Annotated in this window: 16 protein-coding genes and 1 pseudogene; 7 read left to right on the top strand and 10 right to left on the bottom strand. The window is 70.5% G+C overall.

Features of this window, described 5'->3' with window-relative positions:
* Window positions 1-189: 189 nt before the first annotated feature.
* Entirely contained in the window at window positions 190-435 is a 246-nt protein-coding gene (locus tag BMY61_RS03500; protein WP_042448292.1) for a hypothetical protein, read from the bottom strand.
* A 246-nt stretch (window positions 436-681) separates the two neighbouring features.
* Here BMY61_RS03500 and BMY61_RS03505 point away from each other — a divergent pair, with 246 nt between their 5' ends.
* Together BMY61_RS03505 and BMY61_RS03510 are read left to right on the top strand one after the other, a co-directional pair.
* Window positions 682-1,956: a helix-turn-helix domain-containing protein gene (locus tag BMY61_RS03505; RefSeq protein ID WP_082015050.1), complete on the top strand. Its 1,275-nt coding sequence runs from the start codon at window positions 682-684 to the stop codon at window positions 1,954-1,956.
* Window positions 1,953-2,486: a flavoprotein gene (locus BMY61_RS03510; RefSeq protein WP_042448294.1), complete on the top strand. Its 534-nt coding sequence runs from the start codon at window positions 1,953-1,955 to the stop codon at window positions 2,484-2,486. Before BMY61_RS03505 ends, BMY61_RS03510 begins: the two co-directional genes overlap by 4 nt.
* A gap of 112 nt (window positions 2,487-2,598) precedes the next feature.
* Here the strand turns inward: BMY61_RS03510 and BMY61_RS48285 are convergent, their stop codons facing one another.
* Window positions 2,599-2,835: a manganese efflux pump MntP gene (locus BMY61_RS48285; protein WP_082015051.1), complete on the bottom strand. Its 237-nt coding sequence runs from the start codon at window positions 2,833-2,835 to the stop codon at window positions 2,599-2,601.
* Between the two features lie 151 nt (window positions 2,836-2,986).
* A pseudogene (locus BMY61_RS48720) lies at window positions 2,987-3,214 on the bottom strand (hypothetical protein); the annotation flags it as partial.
* On the opposite strand from BMY61_RS48720, the gene BMY61_RS03520 reads away from it, so the two are divergent.
* Window positions 3,187-3,552: an ArsR/SmtB family transcription factor gene (locus BMY61_RS03520; protein WP_236656031.1), complete on the top strand. Its 366-nt coding sequence runs from the start codon at window positions 3,187-3,189 to the stop codon at window positions 3,550-3,552. The pseudogene BMY61_RS48720 and the gene BMY61_RS03520 overlap by 28 nt on opposite strands.
* Window positions 3,549-4,262 carry a cation efflux transmembrane domain-containing protein gene (locus BMY61_RS03525; protein WP_075003739.1) on the top strand — a complete coding sequence of 238 codons (714 nt, stop codon included), beginning with the start codon at window positions 3,549-3,551 and terminating at the stop codon, window positions 4,260-4,262. The genes BMY61_RS03520 and BMY61_RS03525 overlap by 4 nt, the downstream gene beginning before the upstream one ends.
* A gap of 28 nt (window positions 4,263-4,290) precedes the next feature.
* On the opposite strand, the gene BMY61_RS03530 is transcribed toward BMY61_RS03525, so the two are convergent.
* Both BMY61_RS03530 and BMY61_RS03535 read right to left on the bottom strand, forming a co-directional pair.
* The gene (locus BMY61_RS03530) at window positions 4,291-4,896 is read right to left on the bottom strand and encodes a DUF6529 family protein (protein ID WP_236656032.1); all 606 of its coding nucleotides are present in this window, start codon (window positions 4,894-4,896) and stop codon (window positions 4,291-4,293) included.
* A gap of 48 nt (window positions 4,897-4,944) precedes the next feature.
* Entirely contained in the window at window positions 4,945-5,472 is a 528-nt protein-coding gene (locus tag BMY61_RS03535) for a COG4315 family predicted lipoprotein (RefSeq protein ID WP_042448296.1), read from the bottom strand.
* A 1,635-nt stretch (window positions 5,473-7,107) separates the two neighbouring features.
* Between BMY61_RS03535 and BMY61_RS03545 the strand changes: the two genes are divergently transcribed.
* Window positions 7,108-7,347 carry a hypothetical protein gene (locus BMY61_RS03545; protein WP_236656033.1) on the top strand — a complete coding sequence of 80 codons (240 nt, stop codon included), beginning with the start codon at window positions 7,108-7,110 and terminating at the stop codon, window positions 7,345-7,347.
* Between the two features lie 43 nt (window positions 7,348-7,390).
* The gene (locus tag BMY61_RS03550) at window positions 7,391-7,738 is read left to right on the top strand and encodes a hypothetical protein (protein WP_042448301.1); all 348 of its coding nucleotides are present in this window, start codon (window positions 7,391-7,393) and stop codon (window positions 7,736-7,738) included.
* Window positions 7,739-7,855: 117 nt separating this feature from the next.
* Here BMY61_RS03550 and BMY61_RS03555 read toward each other — a convergent pair whose 3' ends face one another.
* Together BMY61_RS03555 and BMY61_RS03560 are read right to left on the bottom strand one after the other, a co-directional pair.
* Complete coding sequence (locus tag BMY61_RS03555) at window positions 7,856-8,965, bottom strand: carboxylate-amine ligase (protein ID WP_042448305.1); 1,110 nt, start codon at window positions 8,963-8,965, stop codon at window positions 7,856-7,858.
* Window positions 8,966-9,003: 38 nt separating this feature from the next.
* A complete protein-coding gene (locus BMY61_RS03560; RefSeq protein WP_042448716.1) occupies window positions 9,004-10,509 on the bottom strand; it encodes a CYTH and CHAD domain-containing protein in 1,506 nt (501 codons plus the stop codon).
* Window positions 10,510-10,756: 247 nt separating this feature from the next.
* On the opposite strand from BMY61_RS03560, the gene BMY61_RS03565 reads away from it, so the two are divergent.
* A complete protein-coding gene (locus tag BMY61_RS03565) occupies window positions 10,757-10,978 on the top strand; it encodes a hypothetical protein (RefSeq protein WP_042448309.1) in 222 nt (73 codons plus the stop codon).
* Between the two features lie 396 nt (window positions 10,979-11,374).
* Here the strand turns inward: BMY61_RS03565 and BMY61_RS03570 are convergent, their stop codons facing one another.
* From BMY61_RS03570 to BMY61_RS03580, 3 genes are read right to left on the bottom strand one after another with little or no spacing between them, the layout of a single operon-like run.
* Window positions 11,375-11,863: a DUF6328 family protein gene (locus BMY61_RS03570; protein ID WP_042448313.1), complete on the bottom strand. Its 489-nt coding sequence runs from the start codon at window positions 11,861-11,863 to the stop codon at window positions 11,375-11,377.
* 21 nt (window positions 11,864-11,884) lie between these two features.
* Entirely contained in the window at window positions 11,885-13,003 is a 1,119-nt protein-coding gene (locus BMY61_RS03575; RefSeq protein WP_042448317.1) for an enolase C-terminal domain-like protein, read from the bottom strand.
* Window positions 13,000-13,536, bottom strand: a complete 537-nt coding sequence (locus BMY61_RS03580) for a DUF1360 domain-containing protein (protein WP_042448321.1) — start codon at window positions 13,534-13,536, stop codon at window positions 13,000-13,002. The genes BMY61_RS03575 and BMY61_RS03580 overlap by 4 nt, the downstream gene beginning before the upstream one ends.
* Between the last annotated feature and the right edge of the window lie 141 nt (window positions 13,537-13,677).

Raw genomic sequence — 13,677 nt, forward strand, 5'->3', positions numbered from 1 at the left:
CCTGGTCTCCGATCGACAGTTGGTGAGCGGGTCGCTGCCCGGCCCCGGCGGGGAACGCAGGGCCGGACAGCGACGCGGGGAGGCCGGGACTGCCGGTTTTCAGGCGGCAGACCCGCAGGGCCCTCGGCCCCGCCTCTGGTGTGCGGAGTGAGTCCCCGAGATCGGGGCCAAGGGAGCTTGGGTGGCTGGTCAGTCAGCCGGCAGAGGAGGATTTCGCAACCCGTACGCGAGGGCTCGTGCTTGCCGCGGGGTGAGCTTCAGCGCGGCGGGTACCGCCCGACCGTCACTCAGGTGCGCGTTGACGGGCACCGTCCAGTCGCGGGTCGTCCAGTCGTAGCCGAGCGCGAACTTGCTCTCGTCGCCGGCCGCCAGAGTGAGGTGCGTGATCTCCGGCTGACTGCGAACCGGAGGCGCTTGTTGCTGGTCGGTCGTCATCGTTGGCTCCTGACACAATCCGGTCCCGGTTGCTTCCGGCGAACGCCAGGAGCGGGCAGCTTGCGATGAGTTCGGAACGAGGCCCGGCGGGATCGCCGCGCCGCACTACCCAGAGAACTCGTTGGAGAGGCGGTTCGGGTGAGGGGAAGCGGATTCTGCTTCGTTTAGGCAGATCGTGCATACAGGGCCGACATCGGCCGCTTACGCTCGTTGGACCGGGCAGGATCATGCAGCGCAGGAGGCGCGGTGACACAGACGGATGGTCAGCGGGGTCAAGACCCCAAGCACGTCGGCGCCGTGATCCGGCAGGCTCGACGCCTGAAGGGCCTGACTCAGACTGAGTTCGCCGCCCGCCTCGGCTACCACCAGACCAAGATCTCTCGCCTGGAACGCTTAGGCACCCAGGACATCCAGGTACTGCGGATGGTTGCCGATCAGCTGGACATCCCTCTGCGGGCCCTCGGGCTCTCCAACATCGGCAACACGGATATCGAGACCGAGAACATGCACAGACGGAGCTTCCTCGCCGCAAGCGCCAGCGCGGTCGCGGGGCCGACCTTCGGGCGCAGAACTCGCAGCAACGCTGGTGACCTCGTCCTTGCGCTGATGCCTGGCCGGCCAACCGCACCTTCGCACATGCCGGTGATCGACGAGCTGGAGCAACGCACGCTCGACGCCCGGGGTCTGTTCGGCAGCTGTCGCTACCGTGAGTTGAACGCCAGCTTGCCTGTCTTGATCACCGACCTGCGGTCCGCCCGTGCGGAGCAGGACGATCCGAGGGTCTCCCGACTCCTTGCCACTGCCTACCAGGTCGCCGCCAGCACGCTGTTGAAGCGCGGCGACTTGGGCAACGCCTGGCTCGCCGTCGGCCGAGCCGTTGCGGAGTCTGAGCAGAGCGGTGACCCGGCTGCCCTCGCCGCCAGCGTCCGCATCCAGGGCCACGCGCTCATTCGAGGCGGGCACGCTCCAGCCGCAGTCACCTCCATCCGGCACAGTGCAGGACAGCTGTCCGGCAGTTACGACCACCGCTCGCAGACCCTCCTCGCTGCACTTGGCCTGTTGCTGCTGCGCGGTGCAACTGCCGCGAGTCGTGCGCACGACCGCGGATCAGTCAAGGAATTCCTGACGGAGGCCACGGAGATCGCCCGCTACGTTCAAGTCGACCGTCCCGACTCCTGGGCCAACTTCAGTAGCACCAACCTCGCGCTGCACACGGTCAGCACCCATGTGGCGCTCGGCGATGCGGGGGCCGCCTTGGACGCTGCGACGCCACTGATGAGGCGCCGCATCCAGTCGCCGGAGCGCCGCGCCGCGCTCTGGCTGGACATCGCCCGCGCCAATTCCCAACTGGGTCGGCTCGACGAGGCACACCGAGCGCTGCGCATCGCCCAGCAGGCCGCCCCAGAGGATGTGGGACGCCCCGCAGTTCTCGAGCTCATCGCCGACCTCACCACGCGCGACCGCTCGGGTAAGGTGCCAGGACTTAGGCGTATGTGCGACGAACTGGGAGTTTTGGTGTGACGACCGGGAAACCGTTCCTCTACATCGTGGTCTGCGCTGCCGGCGTCGCCGACGACGTAGACCAGCTGATCCGCTACGCACACCGCGAAGGCTGGGAGACCGGCCTCATCGCCACCCCCAACGCCCTGCCACTCATCGATCAGCCGGCGCTGGAGGAGCTGACCGGATATCCCATCCGCTCTGCTTGGCGAACACCCGGACAAGCACGTCCGCTGCCGCCGGCCGACGCGATCGCTGTCGCACCGGCCACGCTCAACACGATCACCAAGTGGGCAGCAGGGCACGCCGATACCCTCGCCCTCGGCATCCTCACCGAGGCATTCGGGCTCGGTATCCCGACGGCCGTGCTCCCGTACATCAACAAGGCGCAAGCCGCCCACCCGGCGTATGAGCGGAGCCGCCGAGACCTCGAACTGATGAACGTCCGGTTCGGCAGCTACGAACCCCACCCGCCAAAGGCCGGCGGAGGACGGGACCGCTTCGACTGGCCCGAAGCGGTCGACCTTCTTCGAATCGAGCGAACCCGCTAGCCTCGGCACAATCAGAACGTCGTGCCGATTCATTGCACAGCCGTCACCGCGTTCCGCGGCACACTACGCCCTCGATGCGACTGGTCTCCTGCCGCGTGACGGCGACCTGGGTTTACAGCACGTCGGCGAGCACACAGGTGTCGACAGCTACGAGGACCAGGCCGCCGAGGAGCTCTCCGCGTTCCCCGGTCTTCGTGCCGAGGCGGTTGCCGAGTTCCAGGCCGAGCAGGGACAGGGCGACGCTGACGAGGCCGATCACCACGGCGGCGAGGGCAAGGCTGAGGTGGTAGGCGCCGAGTGCGAAGCCGACGGCGAGGTTGTCGATGCTCAGCGCGATCCCGGTGACCAGGAGCTGCCCGGTCGCATCGCTGCCGGGCTTGCTGCCGCGTCCTCGCCCCCGCTGCTGCGGAAAGCGCCGACGAGGCTGTAGGCGCCGGGGCGATCAGCAGCCCGCCGCCGATCCAGTGCGCTGCGCCGCCGAGTGTGCGGGCGAGGCTGTGACCGAGAAGAAGGCCGAGGAGGGGCATGCCGGCCTCGAACAAGCCGAAGACCAGACCGACGCGGAGCCGCGTGCGGGCATCGACCCCGGACACGCCGATTCCGATGGCGGCGGCGAAGCTCGACAAGCCGAGGGACAAGGCGACCAGCAGCAGCACAAACACCCGACAACCCCTATCGATATCCGCGCTAACATCGCCATATGGCGATGACAGTTCCCCGGGCCGCATCCGACAGGAGCAGCCTTCAACCCGCGGCTTCCCTGTTCCGCTCCCTCGGCGATCCGGCCCGGCTGGCGATCATCCGCAGGCTCGCGGTCGGCGAAGCCCGGGTGGTCGACCTGGTCGACGAGCTCGGCCTGGCCCAGTCCACCGTCTCCAAGCACCTGGCCTGCCTACGCGATTGCGGCCTCGTGGACTCCCGCCCGGTCGGCCGAGCGTCGCTGTTCACGCTCACCCAGCCCTCGCTGGCCGAGGTGCTGGCAGCAGCCGAGGCAGTACTGGAGGCCACCGGTCAGGCCGTCGCGCTCTGCCCCACCTACGGCACCCCGGACGGAGGAATCTCGTGACCACCTCCGACCCCACGACAGAGGAGACCGCCGGGGCGGAGGCCAGCGGCGACTGCCGCTGCGAGCCGGGCTGCACGGACGCCTGCTGCCGCCCATCGGTCGTCAAGGACGCCGCCTGGCACGCGGCCGCGCGCAGGGCGAAGCAACTGTCCTGGCTCAGCCTGGGCTACATGGCGGCCGAAGGCGCCGTCGCCATCACCGCAGCCGTATTGGCATCCTCCGTCGCGCTGCTCGGCTTCGGCCTGGACTCCGTCATCGAGGGCTTGGCGTCGGTCGTCGTGGTGTGGCGCTTCAGCGGCGCACGGACCCTGTCCGAGACAGCCGAGACCCGCGCCCAGAAGGCCGTCGCAATCACGTTCTTCCTGCTCGCCCCCTACATCGCCTACGACGCCGTCTCCACCCTCGTGGCGCGCGAGAAGCCCTCCACCAGCTGGCCCGGCATAGCCCTGTCCGTGGTTTCACTGATCGTCATGCCGTTGCTCGGCCGCGCCAAGCGCCGCCTCGGCGCCTCCCTGGGCTCCGCAGCCACCGCGGGCGAAGGTTCGCAGAATCTGCTCTGCGCCTGTCTCGCAGCCGCCGTCCTGATCGGCCTGCTCGCCAACACCCTCCTCGGCCTGTGGTGGCTCGACCCCGCCATCGGGCTCCTCGTCGCCTGCCTCGCCGTCCGCGAGGGCCGCGCATCCTGGCGCGGCGAGGAATGCGCCTGCTGACGGAGAAGGAGGACGCACGGTCATGGGGTCATGAGCCGGGCAGGTGGTAGTCGTTGAGGTACCACAGGGCGGCGCTGTACCAGAGCGCGCCGACGCACACCAGCAGGAGCCCGCCGACGACGGGCAACGCCCAGCCGGGCAGCCTGCGGCTGTGGACCAGCAGGACTTTGGCGGCGAAGGCCCCGTAGAACAGGCAGCCCGCGACGGCGTGAACGGCCACCCTCGGGCTGGACAACTGGACGCCGTAGGCCAGTACGCAGTGCACGGCGACCGGGATCGTGGCGGCGAAAAGCAGCAGGCCGAGCAGGCGATGGAGCAGGGGCACGGCCCGCGGAACCCCGCGGACGGCTGGCAACCGCCTGTACATCCACAGGGCCAGGGCCAGCTGCAGCAGCGCCAGGCCGAGAATGCCCGTGGCCAGCTGCGCCTTGAGCGCGACCGCGTCCACGCCGGCGTTGCCGAACAGGCTTCGGTTGTAGTCGGGCGTGTGATTGCGGCCGAAGGCGAACAGCGCGCCAAAGACGACCAGAGCCAGTACGCCGGCCGTCGCCAGTCGGGTGACGGCCCGGCCGCCTGCGGCGCGTGAGCCGGATGATGGCGGCTCGGACCGCGGGGCCGGGTCGTGGTCCGCCACGTCGTGCCTCCTTCGCGGGTGGGTCGCACCGGCGTGCGGTGCTCCGGGTCAGCTGTTGTCGATCTTGTTCCCGTTGGGCGCCACGACGTACCAGCCGGCGCCGAACGCCTTGGAGCCTTCGCCCTTCGTGTCCCCGGGCTTCTGGTCGCCGGAGAACCGGTAGAGCGGGTGCCCGTGGTAGGTCAGCTGCGTGCTGTGGTCGGTGCGCATCGTCGTGCCGAGCAGGCCGGCGGTGACGCCGCTACTCGCATGCGGTGTGCCGGTCACCGTGGCCGGGGGCCAGGCCGAGGCGCAGGGGCCGTTGCAGGTGGAGGTCGTGGAGGTGTCCTGCTCGAACAGGTAGAGGGTGCGCCCCTGCCCGTCTACCAGGATCTTGCCGAGCGGGGTCTGCTGCACGGCGACGCTCGCGGCCGCCGAGCCTCCGGAGCCGCCCGGCGAGGCGGGAGCCGACGAGGCGGGCGGCGCCGAGGACGCCGGGCTGGACGATCCCCCGTTGGAGTGAGTCGAGCTGCTGCAGGCGGTCGCGGTGAGCCCGACGGCGGCCAGGATCACGACCGCCGAGGCGGCGAGCTTCATGGCGATTGTTCCCTTCCGGATGAGCCGCCACACGAGGTGGCCTGAGGGTGCGGGCCCGCACCGAGAGCTACGCCCCGACTGGCCGAACGGTTCACCTCGGACGCACACGTGTGCACGCCGGGCTCGCTGACACGGCCATCACGGCGGCCGCACACACGGCCGGGGCGTCGCAGGACTTACGGCGTCGTCGGCGAGCTCGCTCAGGAGACGCCTTGGACGGCAGCGTCGGCGGCGGTAGGGGTCGGGCCTGCGTGGAGACCTTCGATGGCGAGCTGGATGTCGCGGCCGCCGATAGTGCGGAGGTAGCTCAGGATGTGGGCGGGTCCGGCTCTGTTGCCGGAGCTAGTGATCAGGGTTCGCCGCGCCGCCTTGATGGCCTCGGCGATGCGCGGATGGCGGCAAGGTTCTCGGGCGTGTTCAGCGCGGTGATGTTTCGGGCGTCCCGCCGCCGGGTCTGGGCTGCGGGGTCGGCGACCGCAGCACTGGATAGGAAGGGTCCAGCGGTGACGGATGCGAGGAAGGGGGCACGGGCTGCCTCGCGCAGCTGCGGCCAGCGATCGAAACCGAGCTGCTTGAGGTGGGGGCTACGGTGGAGACCTTGACGCCGGCACGATCGGCGATCTCGCTGGCTGAGGAGTAGCTGACGGATTGCGGCGCCCGGGCCAGGAGGTGGGCCTCCCGTTCGGCCTGCGGCCCCAGCGCCCCGTTCGGCGCGGTCAGCAAGCCAGCCTCGATGGCGCCACCATCCCCACTCGGCGACCGCCGTCCCCACGGGGGAGCGCGACCGCGGGGGAGCGAAACATTCTGATTCTGATCATGCAGGTCGTGGGGAATTGCACGACCGAGGGCACCTGTTCCTGCACCGGAATTGCTCACGCCCGGAACTCGGACCTGTCTGGTCCACTGCACAGATCCGCCTCGAGCGCTGCCCGCAGCTCCATCAGGTCCTCGAACTCGGCCAGCGCGCTGAATCGGCACAGCAGTTCCTGGGTCGTCCGTGCGTCACCGCACCGGACTGCCTGCACTAGGTGGGCGATCACCTGGGAGGTCCCGCCCCGGAGCGGATTTCGGCGGTCTGTCGTCGATCGGGCTGTGATGTGTCGGGCGCCCATTCAGATCTCCTCAGCCGTCTCCTGGGGGACGCGGCCGGGGGCTGGGGCTGCTGGAACACTGCCGACGAAGCGGCGCTGTCGATCGGCCAGGCCGAGCATGCGCCCACGAACACGGCTTCGCACGCTCACACCGACCAGGGAGCAGGTATTCCACGGCAGACTGTACGGCTGATTCGGTCGTCCCGATACTCCCGAGGCCGTGCTCAGATTGGCTCTGCCGCGCGAAGCAGGGGCAGAGCCTCGTGGGGCGGGCAGGCGACGTGGGGAACGCGCCGCTGCGCACGAACATGCCAGAACACGCCCGGGGGCGGCGCCGCAGGACCCGGCGAGGCGCCAGCGCCCTGACACCGCCTCAGCGCGCTGGAGCATTCACAGCTCGTCGTGCCGGGCTGCCGTCCCCCTGACGCAGGGCCAACCCGGGCTTGACGCCAGGAAGGCCTTCGCAACCTACGCACCGTTTCCGCGCACCGCAATGGGGCAGGCGCGTTGGGAACAGCGCTTGGGCGACCACCACACCGAAAGGATGGGTGAGCTTGTGGGTATTGGAGGTTGCATCCTCGTCTTCGCCGGCGGAGCTGTGCTCACTTTCGGCGTCGACTGGCGCCTCAAGGGCGTCGACGTACCGGTCGTCGGCGTAATCCTGATGATCGCCGGCCTGATCGGGCTCCTGGCTTACTGCGCCGTCTACCGACGCCGTCGTCTTCTCGGCCGCCTGTCGGACACCGAAATCGTCGAAGAGCGGCGCTACCACCAGGATTACTGACGTCTCGACAAGACCAGGCCTGCGGCACGAAAGGGGTAGAGCCATGAGCAGCGAGAACGCTGGCCGGGATCGGCTGAGAACCGCCAAGCACGCCGCCGACGTCGTCCGCTCGGAGGCCGCCAGGGTCAAGAACGCCGTGCGGGACAACGCCAAAGAGGCCACCATGTGGAGCAAGGAGGCAACCGAGCAGGCACGCGAGGCGGCGGAGCTCGCGAGCGGCCGAACCTCCCACCAAGTGAGCGGCGCCTCAGGTTCGTTGATCGCCCGGGCCAGGCGTGCTGCGGGCGGCGACCGCTCGTGGCGGGCGTCGACGGTCGTGACGCTTGCCGCTGCCTGGGCTGTGGGGATGCTGGTGTGGCGTGTGGCCCGGAGCCCGGGCGCCGCCTCCTGAGGATTCCACCCTGAACGAACGGTCGGAGTGCCGATTCCGGCCTCGGCCCCGTGGTGTCGACACGACACCGGACTCGCAGGACCGTTCTGGCAGAACCACGCACCGGGTCGCCGGCACTCAGCACGCCGTGGTTGCGTTTGCAAGATCGGTAACGACGCCGAACAGGTCCCCGTGGTGATCGAAGGAGGCGCGTTGCCGGTCCGCGCCGTTGCCGTGGCGGCGGACCCGGTCCACCAGCTCCGCCGCGAGAGCATCGTCCCCCGCAGCTCGCAGACCGGGCCCGGCGCGTTCCACCAGGGTGGCAAGGCACAAAGCGAGTGGACGCCTATCGCCGGTGACCGGGTCGGGGACGCGGCCACGCAGACCGAACCGGCCGGCCTGCTCATGGGCCTCGAGCAGCGCCGTGTCGCCCACGTGCTCCCGCAGGGGTACGCCCGCGCGGGCCTCAGCGAGCAGGACGGTGCCGAGCCCCCGGAGCAGGACCGCGAGCAGGAGGTCGAGGTCCAGGTCGGCGTTGACGTCACACAATCGGACCTCGAGGGTCGGCCAGCGTTCGGAGGGCCGGGCGTACCAGTAGATCATCGCCCGGTCCCGGATCTCGCCCGCCGCCACCATCCGCCCCGCCAAAGCCTCGTAGCCGAGGGTGTCCAGGACGGGCGCCGGGCCGACGGTGGGCCACTGGGCGTAGCGCGCAGCCCGCCAGCTGGCCCAGCCGTGCTCGCGCCCGGCGGCGAACGGCGAGTTGGCACACAGCGCCTGCAGGACGGGAAGCCAGGGCCGCAACCCGGCGCTGAGGGCGAGTGCCTCGCCGCGGTCGAGGGTGCCCAGATGCACGTGGCAGCCGGACAGCTCGCTCTCGGTGGCCTGGACGAAGGAACCGAGCCGATGGGCAATGTCCCGATAGCGGTGGGTGTCCGTCAGGCGGGGCCGCTCAGTCGTCATCACCGAGCAGCCGGAGCCGACCAGCGCGGCGCCCAGGCGCGACGCGGCGTCTGCACAGGTGCTCCGCGCCTCGGCCAGGTCTGCACGCACAGCAGTCGCACGGAGCGCGGGCGCGCTGCGGATCTCCAACTGGGCGGCGTAGAACTCCTCGCCGACCCGCTCCCCCAGCCCTGTCCCCGCCTCCGCGACCACCTGTGCCGCGCACGGCACAGTCAGGCCCGTGTTCCGGTCCACGAGCACGAACTCCTCCTCGACGCCGATCGTGAGGACCTCGTCGATCACCATCGGGGTCCCGGCGGAACGGCGCGATGAGCGCGGCCGGGTCACAGGCCTGCGGCGCGGCGGGCGGCGTCGATGTCCGCCGGCGTCTCGTCGTGTTGGTGTGCACGCAGGACGCCGAACGCGAAGGCCTCGTCGGAGCGGGTGCCGTCGGTGTGGGCCAGGACGGTCAGGGCCTGTTCCGCGCTGCGGGCGTCCTGGTGCCTCCCGAGCCGTTTGTGGATCTCCCTGTGCCTGGCTTCGCTCTTGCGCGCCGCCGAGCCGAGCACGGGCTCCAGTGCCTCCGACAGGTAGCGGGTCCGTTTGGCCGCCTTCCGGGCACGGTGCAACGCTTCGTCCCGCCGCGCTCCCCCGGGAAGTTCCAGCGCCCTGCGAAGTCGCCTCCTGGTCCGACGCACCTCGTGACGGAGGATGCGCTTCGCCCGGCCGCGGCCCGCCTGCTTCTCCCCTCGGACGGGTGGATCAGCGAGGAACTCCTCCAGGCGGTCCAGCAGCGTGAAGTAGCGGGCCGACGACAGCGCGGCCACGAGTTGGCGGTGCGCTCGGCGGCGCCGACGGCCGAGCACCTTGCGCAGCTTCCACTCGGCCCGGTGCGGGTCGCAGTCGGCGGGCACGTCGCGGGCCTGGGCGGTGAGTCTCTCGCGCAGTGCCTCCGGCTCGCGGTAGGTGCCGAGCTGGTGACCCAGCCAGCGCAGGTCCACCCCCAACTCGTCCGTCGCGCGCGGGTCGAAAAGGCGACTGCAGGCCCGCAGCAGGCTGCGCAGCCTGCGGGCGGTGACGCGCATCTGGTGGACTGCGTCGTGCTCGTCAAGGCGGACGGCCGGGTCGAGGCCGGTGAGACGGTCCGCATGCCGCCTCATTGCCGCGACGGCGGCCTCCGTCGCGGCACCGGCGTGCGCGACGGAGACGCGCGGCACTCGCTGTGTGTCCAGACCGGCCGCGCGCAGTGCCCTGGCAAGTTTGATGCCCCGCTCGGCGGGGTCGAGGCCCTGCCCGGTCAGCTGCCGGGCTGCCGCGTCCAGGAGGTCCGTGTCGCCGCCCGTCAACTCCACCTCGGTCTCGTCCCAGGTGGTCAGCTCGGGCAGGGGCCCGAATGCACCGGGCTGCGCGGACAGGTCCAGGACGCGGGCCGCCACATGGTCGGCGGCCAGTTCCGCGAGCGGCCGTCCCTTGGCGTCCAGCCAGAGCACACGTCGGCGATGGGTCAGCAGATGAGCCACGGGCCTCAGCCGGCCGCCGCGCGCGTAGGCGCAGGCGAGCGTCCGCAGCTGCCGCGGTACCTCCCCCTCGGCTGCTCCGCCGTCGAGCGGACAGGCGATCTCGCGGCGGCCGCCGTGCTCGTCGGCGATCTTCAGATGCCAGCCCGGGTCGTGACCTCCGGCCCTGCGGCGCAGCGTCGCACCGTGCCGCAGCAGGTCGTGTCCGGGGGTGTCGTAGTAGACCGCGTCCAGGACCTCGGTCTCGGCTGCTTGCGTCCGCGCCACGCCGGCCGTTTTGACGTCGGTCAGGTCTCCGGCCGGAATCCCGTCGAAGGTGATCTCATGTTCCATGTGTGCGTTGCTGGGCATGCAGGGCGTCTGCCCTGCACGCCGGACGTTACGCGACAGCGAGCACATGCCTCTTTCACCGCTGCCGCTGCTGCCCCCGAAGGGACGGAAGAGCTGCCCGCATGGGTTTACCCATAGGGCGAGCGGTCATACGCCTAGTGCCGCTGCTGTCCCTCAAGACGTGGCGGCCAGGCGTCCCGGGCCACCCCCCGTACCCGGGGCGCCGCCATCGACTGCTGCGGAGAGCACGATGTCCCGCTACCAGCTGCGTGCAGAAGAGACCTACCCGGACGGACACAACCACACCTGCTGGCACATCGCCCGCCCCGGGGCAGTGTTCACGCTGTGCGCACACCGTCTGAATGCTTCTATGCCGGTGCGCCCCATCGCCGCCGCCGAAGGCATCCGGCCCGACGGCAGGTGCCCCGAGTGCTGGCAGCACGCGTTCGACGACCTGACTCTGCCGACGTGAGCCATGGTCGGGTGCCTCGTCCGTCGCTGAAGCTCACGCCGGGTGCCTGGCGTCGAGATCGCGGACGAGCAGGTGCATGAGCACCGGCCCGGGACGCCCGCGGCACCGTCGAGGGGATACAGCAGGAAGGCCACGTGGTCGCCACCATCGACACAGGCGCCCACCTGGCCCACGAACCAGGCCGCAACCTGGCCGGGCAGCGGCACGCCCTCCGGCCCCGGCCGCAGGGGACCTGCGCGAACCTGTCCGACTCGACCATCAACCGTGCCCCGTCCGTGCCCCGTCCTGCCTCTCCCCCGCGGGGTCCGACCGACGCGAGCCTTCTGGCCGACGCCTCGCACCGGCTCCGCCCCTGTCAACGTGACCGATCCAGGTGACCACGCGAAGGCACCTGCTTCACGTTCCCTGACCGCGCTCATGTCGCTGCTTCAGGAAGATCGGCAGCGCGACCCAGCACAGGGCGAACCAGACCAGTACCAGGCTCGCCACCAGCCAGGCCGCCCACCCCAACCCCGCGACTCGCAGCAGCAGGAGCAGCGCGCAGCCGACGGCCAACGCGAGCAGGGCCGCGCCCAGCCCGACGAGATGGCTGACGGCCGTGACCATGCGGGGTTTGACGTGGTGCCCCGCCAGGATTCGGTGGTAGGTCACGGGTGCGATCAGGGTTCCGGTTGCCACCGCACCCAGAATCACGATCACGACGTAGAGGCTTCGATCGAACCCATGAAGTCGGGCGAAGCGGTCCGTGAAGGCGACGGAGAGCAGGAATCCGAACATGATTTGGGCGCCCGTCTGGGCGATGCGAACCTCTTGGACAAGGTCGGTCCAGCGGCGGTCCGCTGCCTCCTCCACGGTTTCGTGACGGCCTTGGCCGGAATCGGGCATGTCAGTGGCTCCTCCCCCTCGTCAGGTTCCGGTCCGACGCCGCTGTTCGAGTACATCGCGACGGGGTGTCAGGCCGAGGCCTGGCGCCCCGTCGTGCCCGGGGCGGAGCAGACCGCCGGTCGGGTCCAGGCAGCCGTCGAAGAGGGCGTTCTCGATCCGCACGTGGTCGTGGAACCACTCCAGGTGGCGAAGGTTGGGGATGGCGCAAGCGGCGTGGGCGTGGATGTGCGGGGCGCAGTGCCCGGACAACTGCAAGCCGTGGGCCTCGGCCACGGCGGCCGCGCGCAGCCAGACGGTGAGTCCGCCGCACCGGGTGGCGTCAGCCTGCAGGCAGTCGACGGCGGCCGCCATGGCTTGGAAGTACGGCAGGGTGAAGCCGTACTCCCCTGCCGCGACCTCGGTGTCCACGGCGGCACAAATCCGGGCGAGGCCGGGAAGGTCGTCTGAGGAGCAGGGCTCCTCGAACCAGCGGACGTCGTACTCACCCGCGAGCCGGCGCCCGAGCCGGATGGCCTGAGTGACGCTGTATCCGCCATTGGCGTCGACATAGAGCTCGGCATCGGGGCCAATGGTCGTGCGGGCGAGTTCGATGCGCGCCAGATCTCGGTGCTCGAGGCCGCCCCAATCCTCAGCGATCTTGATCTTGACGCGCGGTATGCGGCGCCCCTCGGTCCAGGCACGCAGTTGCCCTTCCAGGCGGGCGTCGTCGTATGTGGTGAATCCGCCGCTGCCGTAGACGGGCACGCTCCGTTGGGCCCGACCCAGCAGGTCAGCAAGGGGCAGTTGCAGCAACCGCGCTTTGAGGTCCCACAGCGCGATGTCGACCGCGGAGAGGGCGAAGCCGCCGATTCCGGGGCGACCGGCGTTGCGCAGGGCCCGCGTCATGGCCTCGTTGGCACCGGGCACGTCCCAGGCGCTGCGGCCCACGACACTGTCGGCCAGCAGGTCGTGGACGACCGAGGCAGCACCCGCGGCACCGTAGGTCCAGCCGAGGCCGGAGGCCGTGCCCGAGCGGGCCTGGACCAGCACCATGGTGGTCGAGCTCCAGGTCGCGGTCCCGTCCGCCTCGGGCGCGTCGGTGGGGAAGTCGAGAACCTGGACGGTCAGTGCCTCCACCACCGGGTCGGTGGCGCTCGTCATGTTCCCTCCTCTGCGGCGTGCTGAGCCCGGACGCGCCCGAACTGGAGGAGGTCCGCAAGGGCGAGGGAGGCGAATGTGGCGGCCGCCAGCCGAGTAGCACGGGGTACGAAGACCGAGCCCGCCGTGAAGCCGGTGGTGACCCAGAGCCCGGTACAGAAGGGGCAGGTGACCAGTTCCCCCACCGCCTTTCTGGCCCCCTGCCCGCGGACCTCCTCGGCCAGTTCCGCAGGCCCACTGGTGCCCTCGAAACGTGTGAACGGCGCCCGTAGCGGGCTGGTGACCGGATCCTTGGCGAGGAGGCGGCCGAGCTGGTGGGTGGCGAGCGCGGTGAGAGTCACATCCCAGGGCGTCGGCTCGGGCAGCGGGCGGCGTGTCCATCGGGCGACCGCGCCGATGCTGATCACGCCGGCGGCGTAGACGCCCATGGCGCCGACGTAAGCGGCAAGCGGGCGCTCGTCATCGGGGGCGTAGGCGCTGGCCTCGCGCTGGAGGCGCTGGCGGAGTCGGTCCAGTACGTCGCTGACGGGGTTCATGGTGTCCTCCGGGAGGGCCTACGCCGCGGCAAAACGGCCATCCGGCCCTTGAGCCTCAGGTCCACCGGACGCGGGCTCGGGCCCACGGCCGGGGCGGCCAGGTGGTGGGGGCGGCACCGGGTCGGGGCCGAGTGGCTCCGG

The organism is Streptacidiphilus jiangxiensis (genome assembly GCF_900109465.1).
GTDB classification, from domain to species: Bacteria; Actinomycetota; Actinomycetes; order Streptomycetales; family Streptomycetaceae; genus Streptacidiphilus; species Streptacidiphilus jiangxiensis.

What these genes read in the sequence shown, in the direction of transcription:
- BMY61_RS03535 (WP_042448296.1), bottom strand. Translation starts at nt 5,472, where the DNA reads ATGAAGCTCGCCGCCTCGGCGGTCGTGATCCTGGCCGCCGTCGGGCTC.
- BMY61_RS03565 (WP_042448309.1), top strand. Translation starts at nt 10,757, where the DNA reads ATGTCCCGCTACCAGCTGCGTGCAGAAGAGACCTACCCGGACGGACAC.
- BMY61_RS03550 (WP_042448301.1), top strand. Translation starts at nt 7,391, where the DNA reads ATGAGCAGCGAGAACGCTGGCCGGGATCGGCTGAGAACCGCCAAGCAC.
- BMY61_RS03555 (WP_042448305.1), bottom strand. Translation starts at nt 8,965, where the DNA reads ATGGTGATCGACGAGGTCCTCACGATCGGCGTCGAGGAGGAGTTCGTG.
- BMY61_RS03545 (WP_236656033.1), top strand. Translation starts at nt 7,108, where the DNA reads ATGGGTGAGCTTGTGGGTATTGGAGGTTGCATCCTCGTCTTCGCCGGC.
- BMY61_RS03560 (WP_042448716.1), bottom strand. Translation starts at nt 10,509, where the DNA reads ATGGAACATGAGATCACCTTCGACGGGATTCCGGCCGGAGACCTGACC.
- BMY61_RS03500 (WP_042448292.1), bottom strand. Translation starts at nt 435, where the DNA reads ATGACGACCGACCAGCAACAAGCGCCTCCGGTTCGCAGTCAGCCGGAG.
- BMY61_RS03580 (WP_042448321.1), bottom strand. Translation starts at nt 13,536, where the DNA reads ATGAACCCCGTCAGCGACGTACTGGACCGACTCCGCCAGCGCCTCCAG.
- BMY61_RS03575 (WP_042448317.1), bottom strand. Translation starts at nt 13,003, where the DNA reads ATGACGAGCGCCACCGACCCGGTGGTGGAGGCACTGACCGTCCAGGTT.
- BMY61_RS03520 (WP_236656031.1), top strand. Translation starts at nt 3,187, where the DNA reads ATGGCGATGACAGTTCCCCGGGCCGCATCCGACAGGAGCAGCCTTCAA.
- BMY61_RS03570 (WP_042448313.1), bottom strand. Translation starts at nt 11,863, where the DNA reads ATGCCCGATTCCGGCCAAGGCCGTCACGAAACCGTGGAGGAGGCAGCG.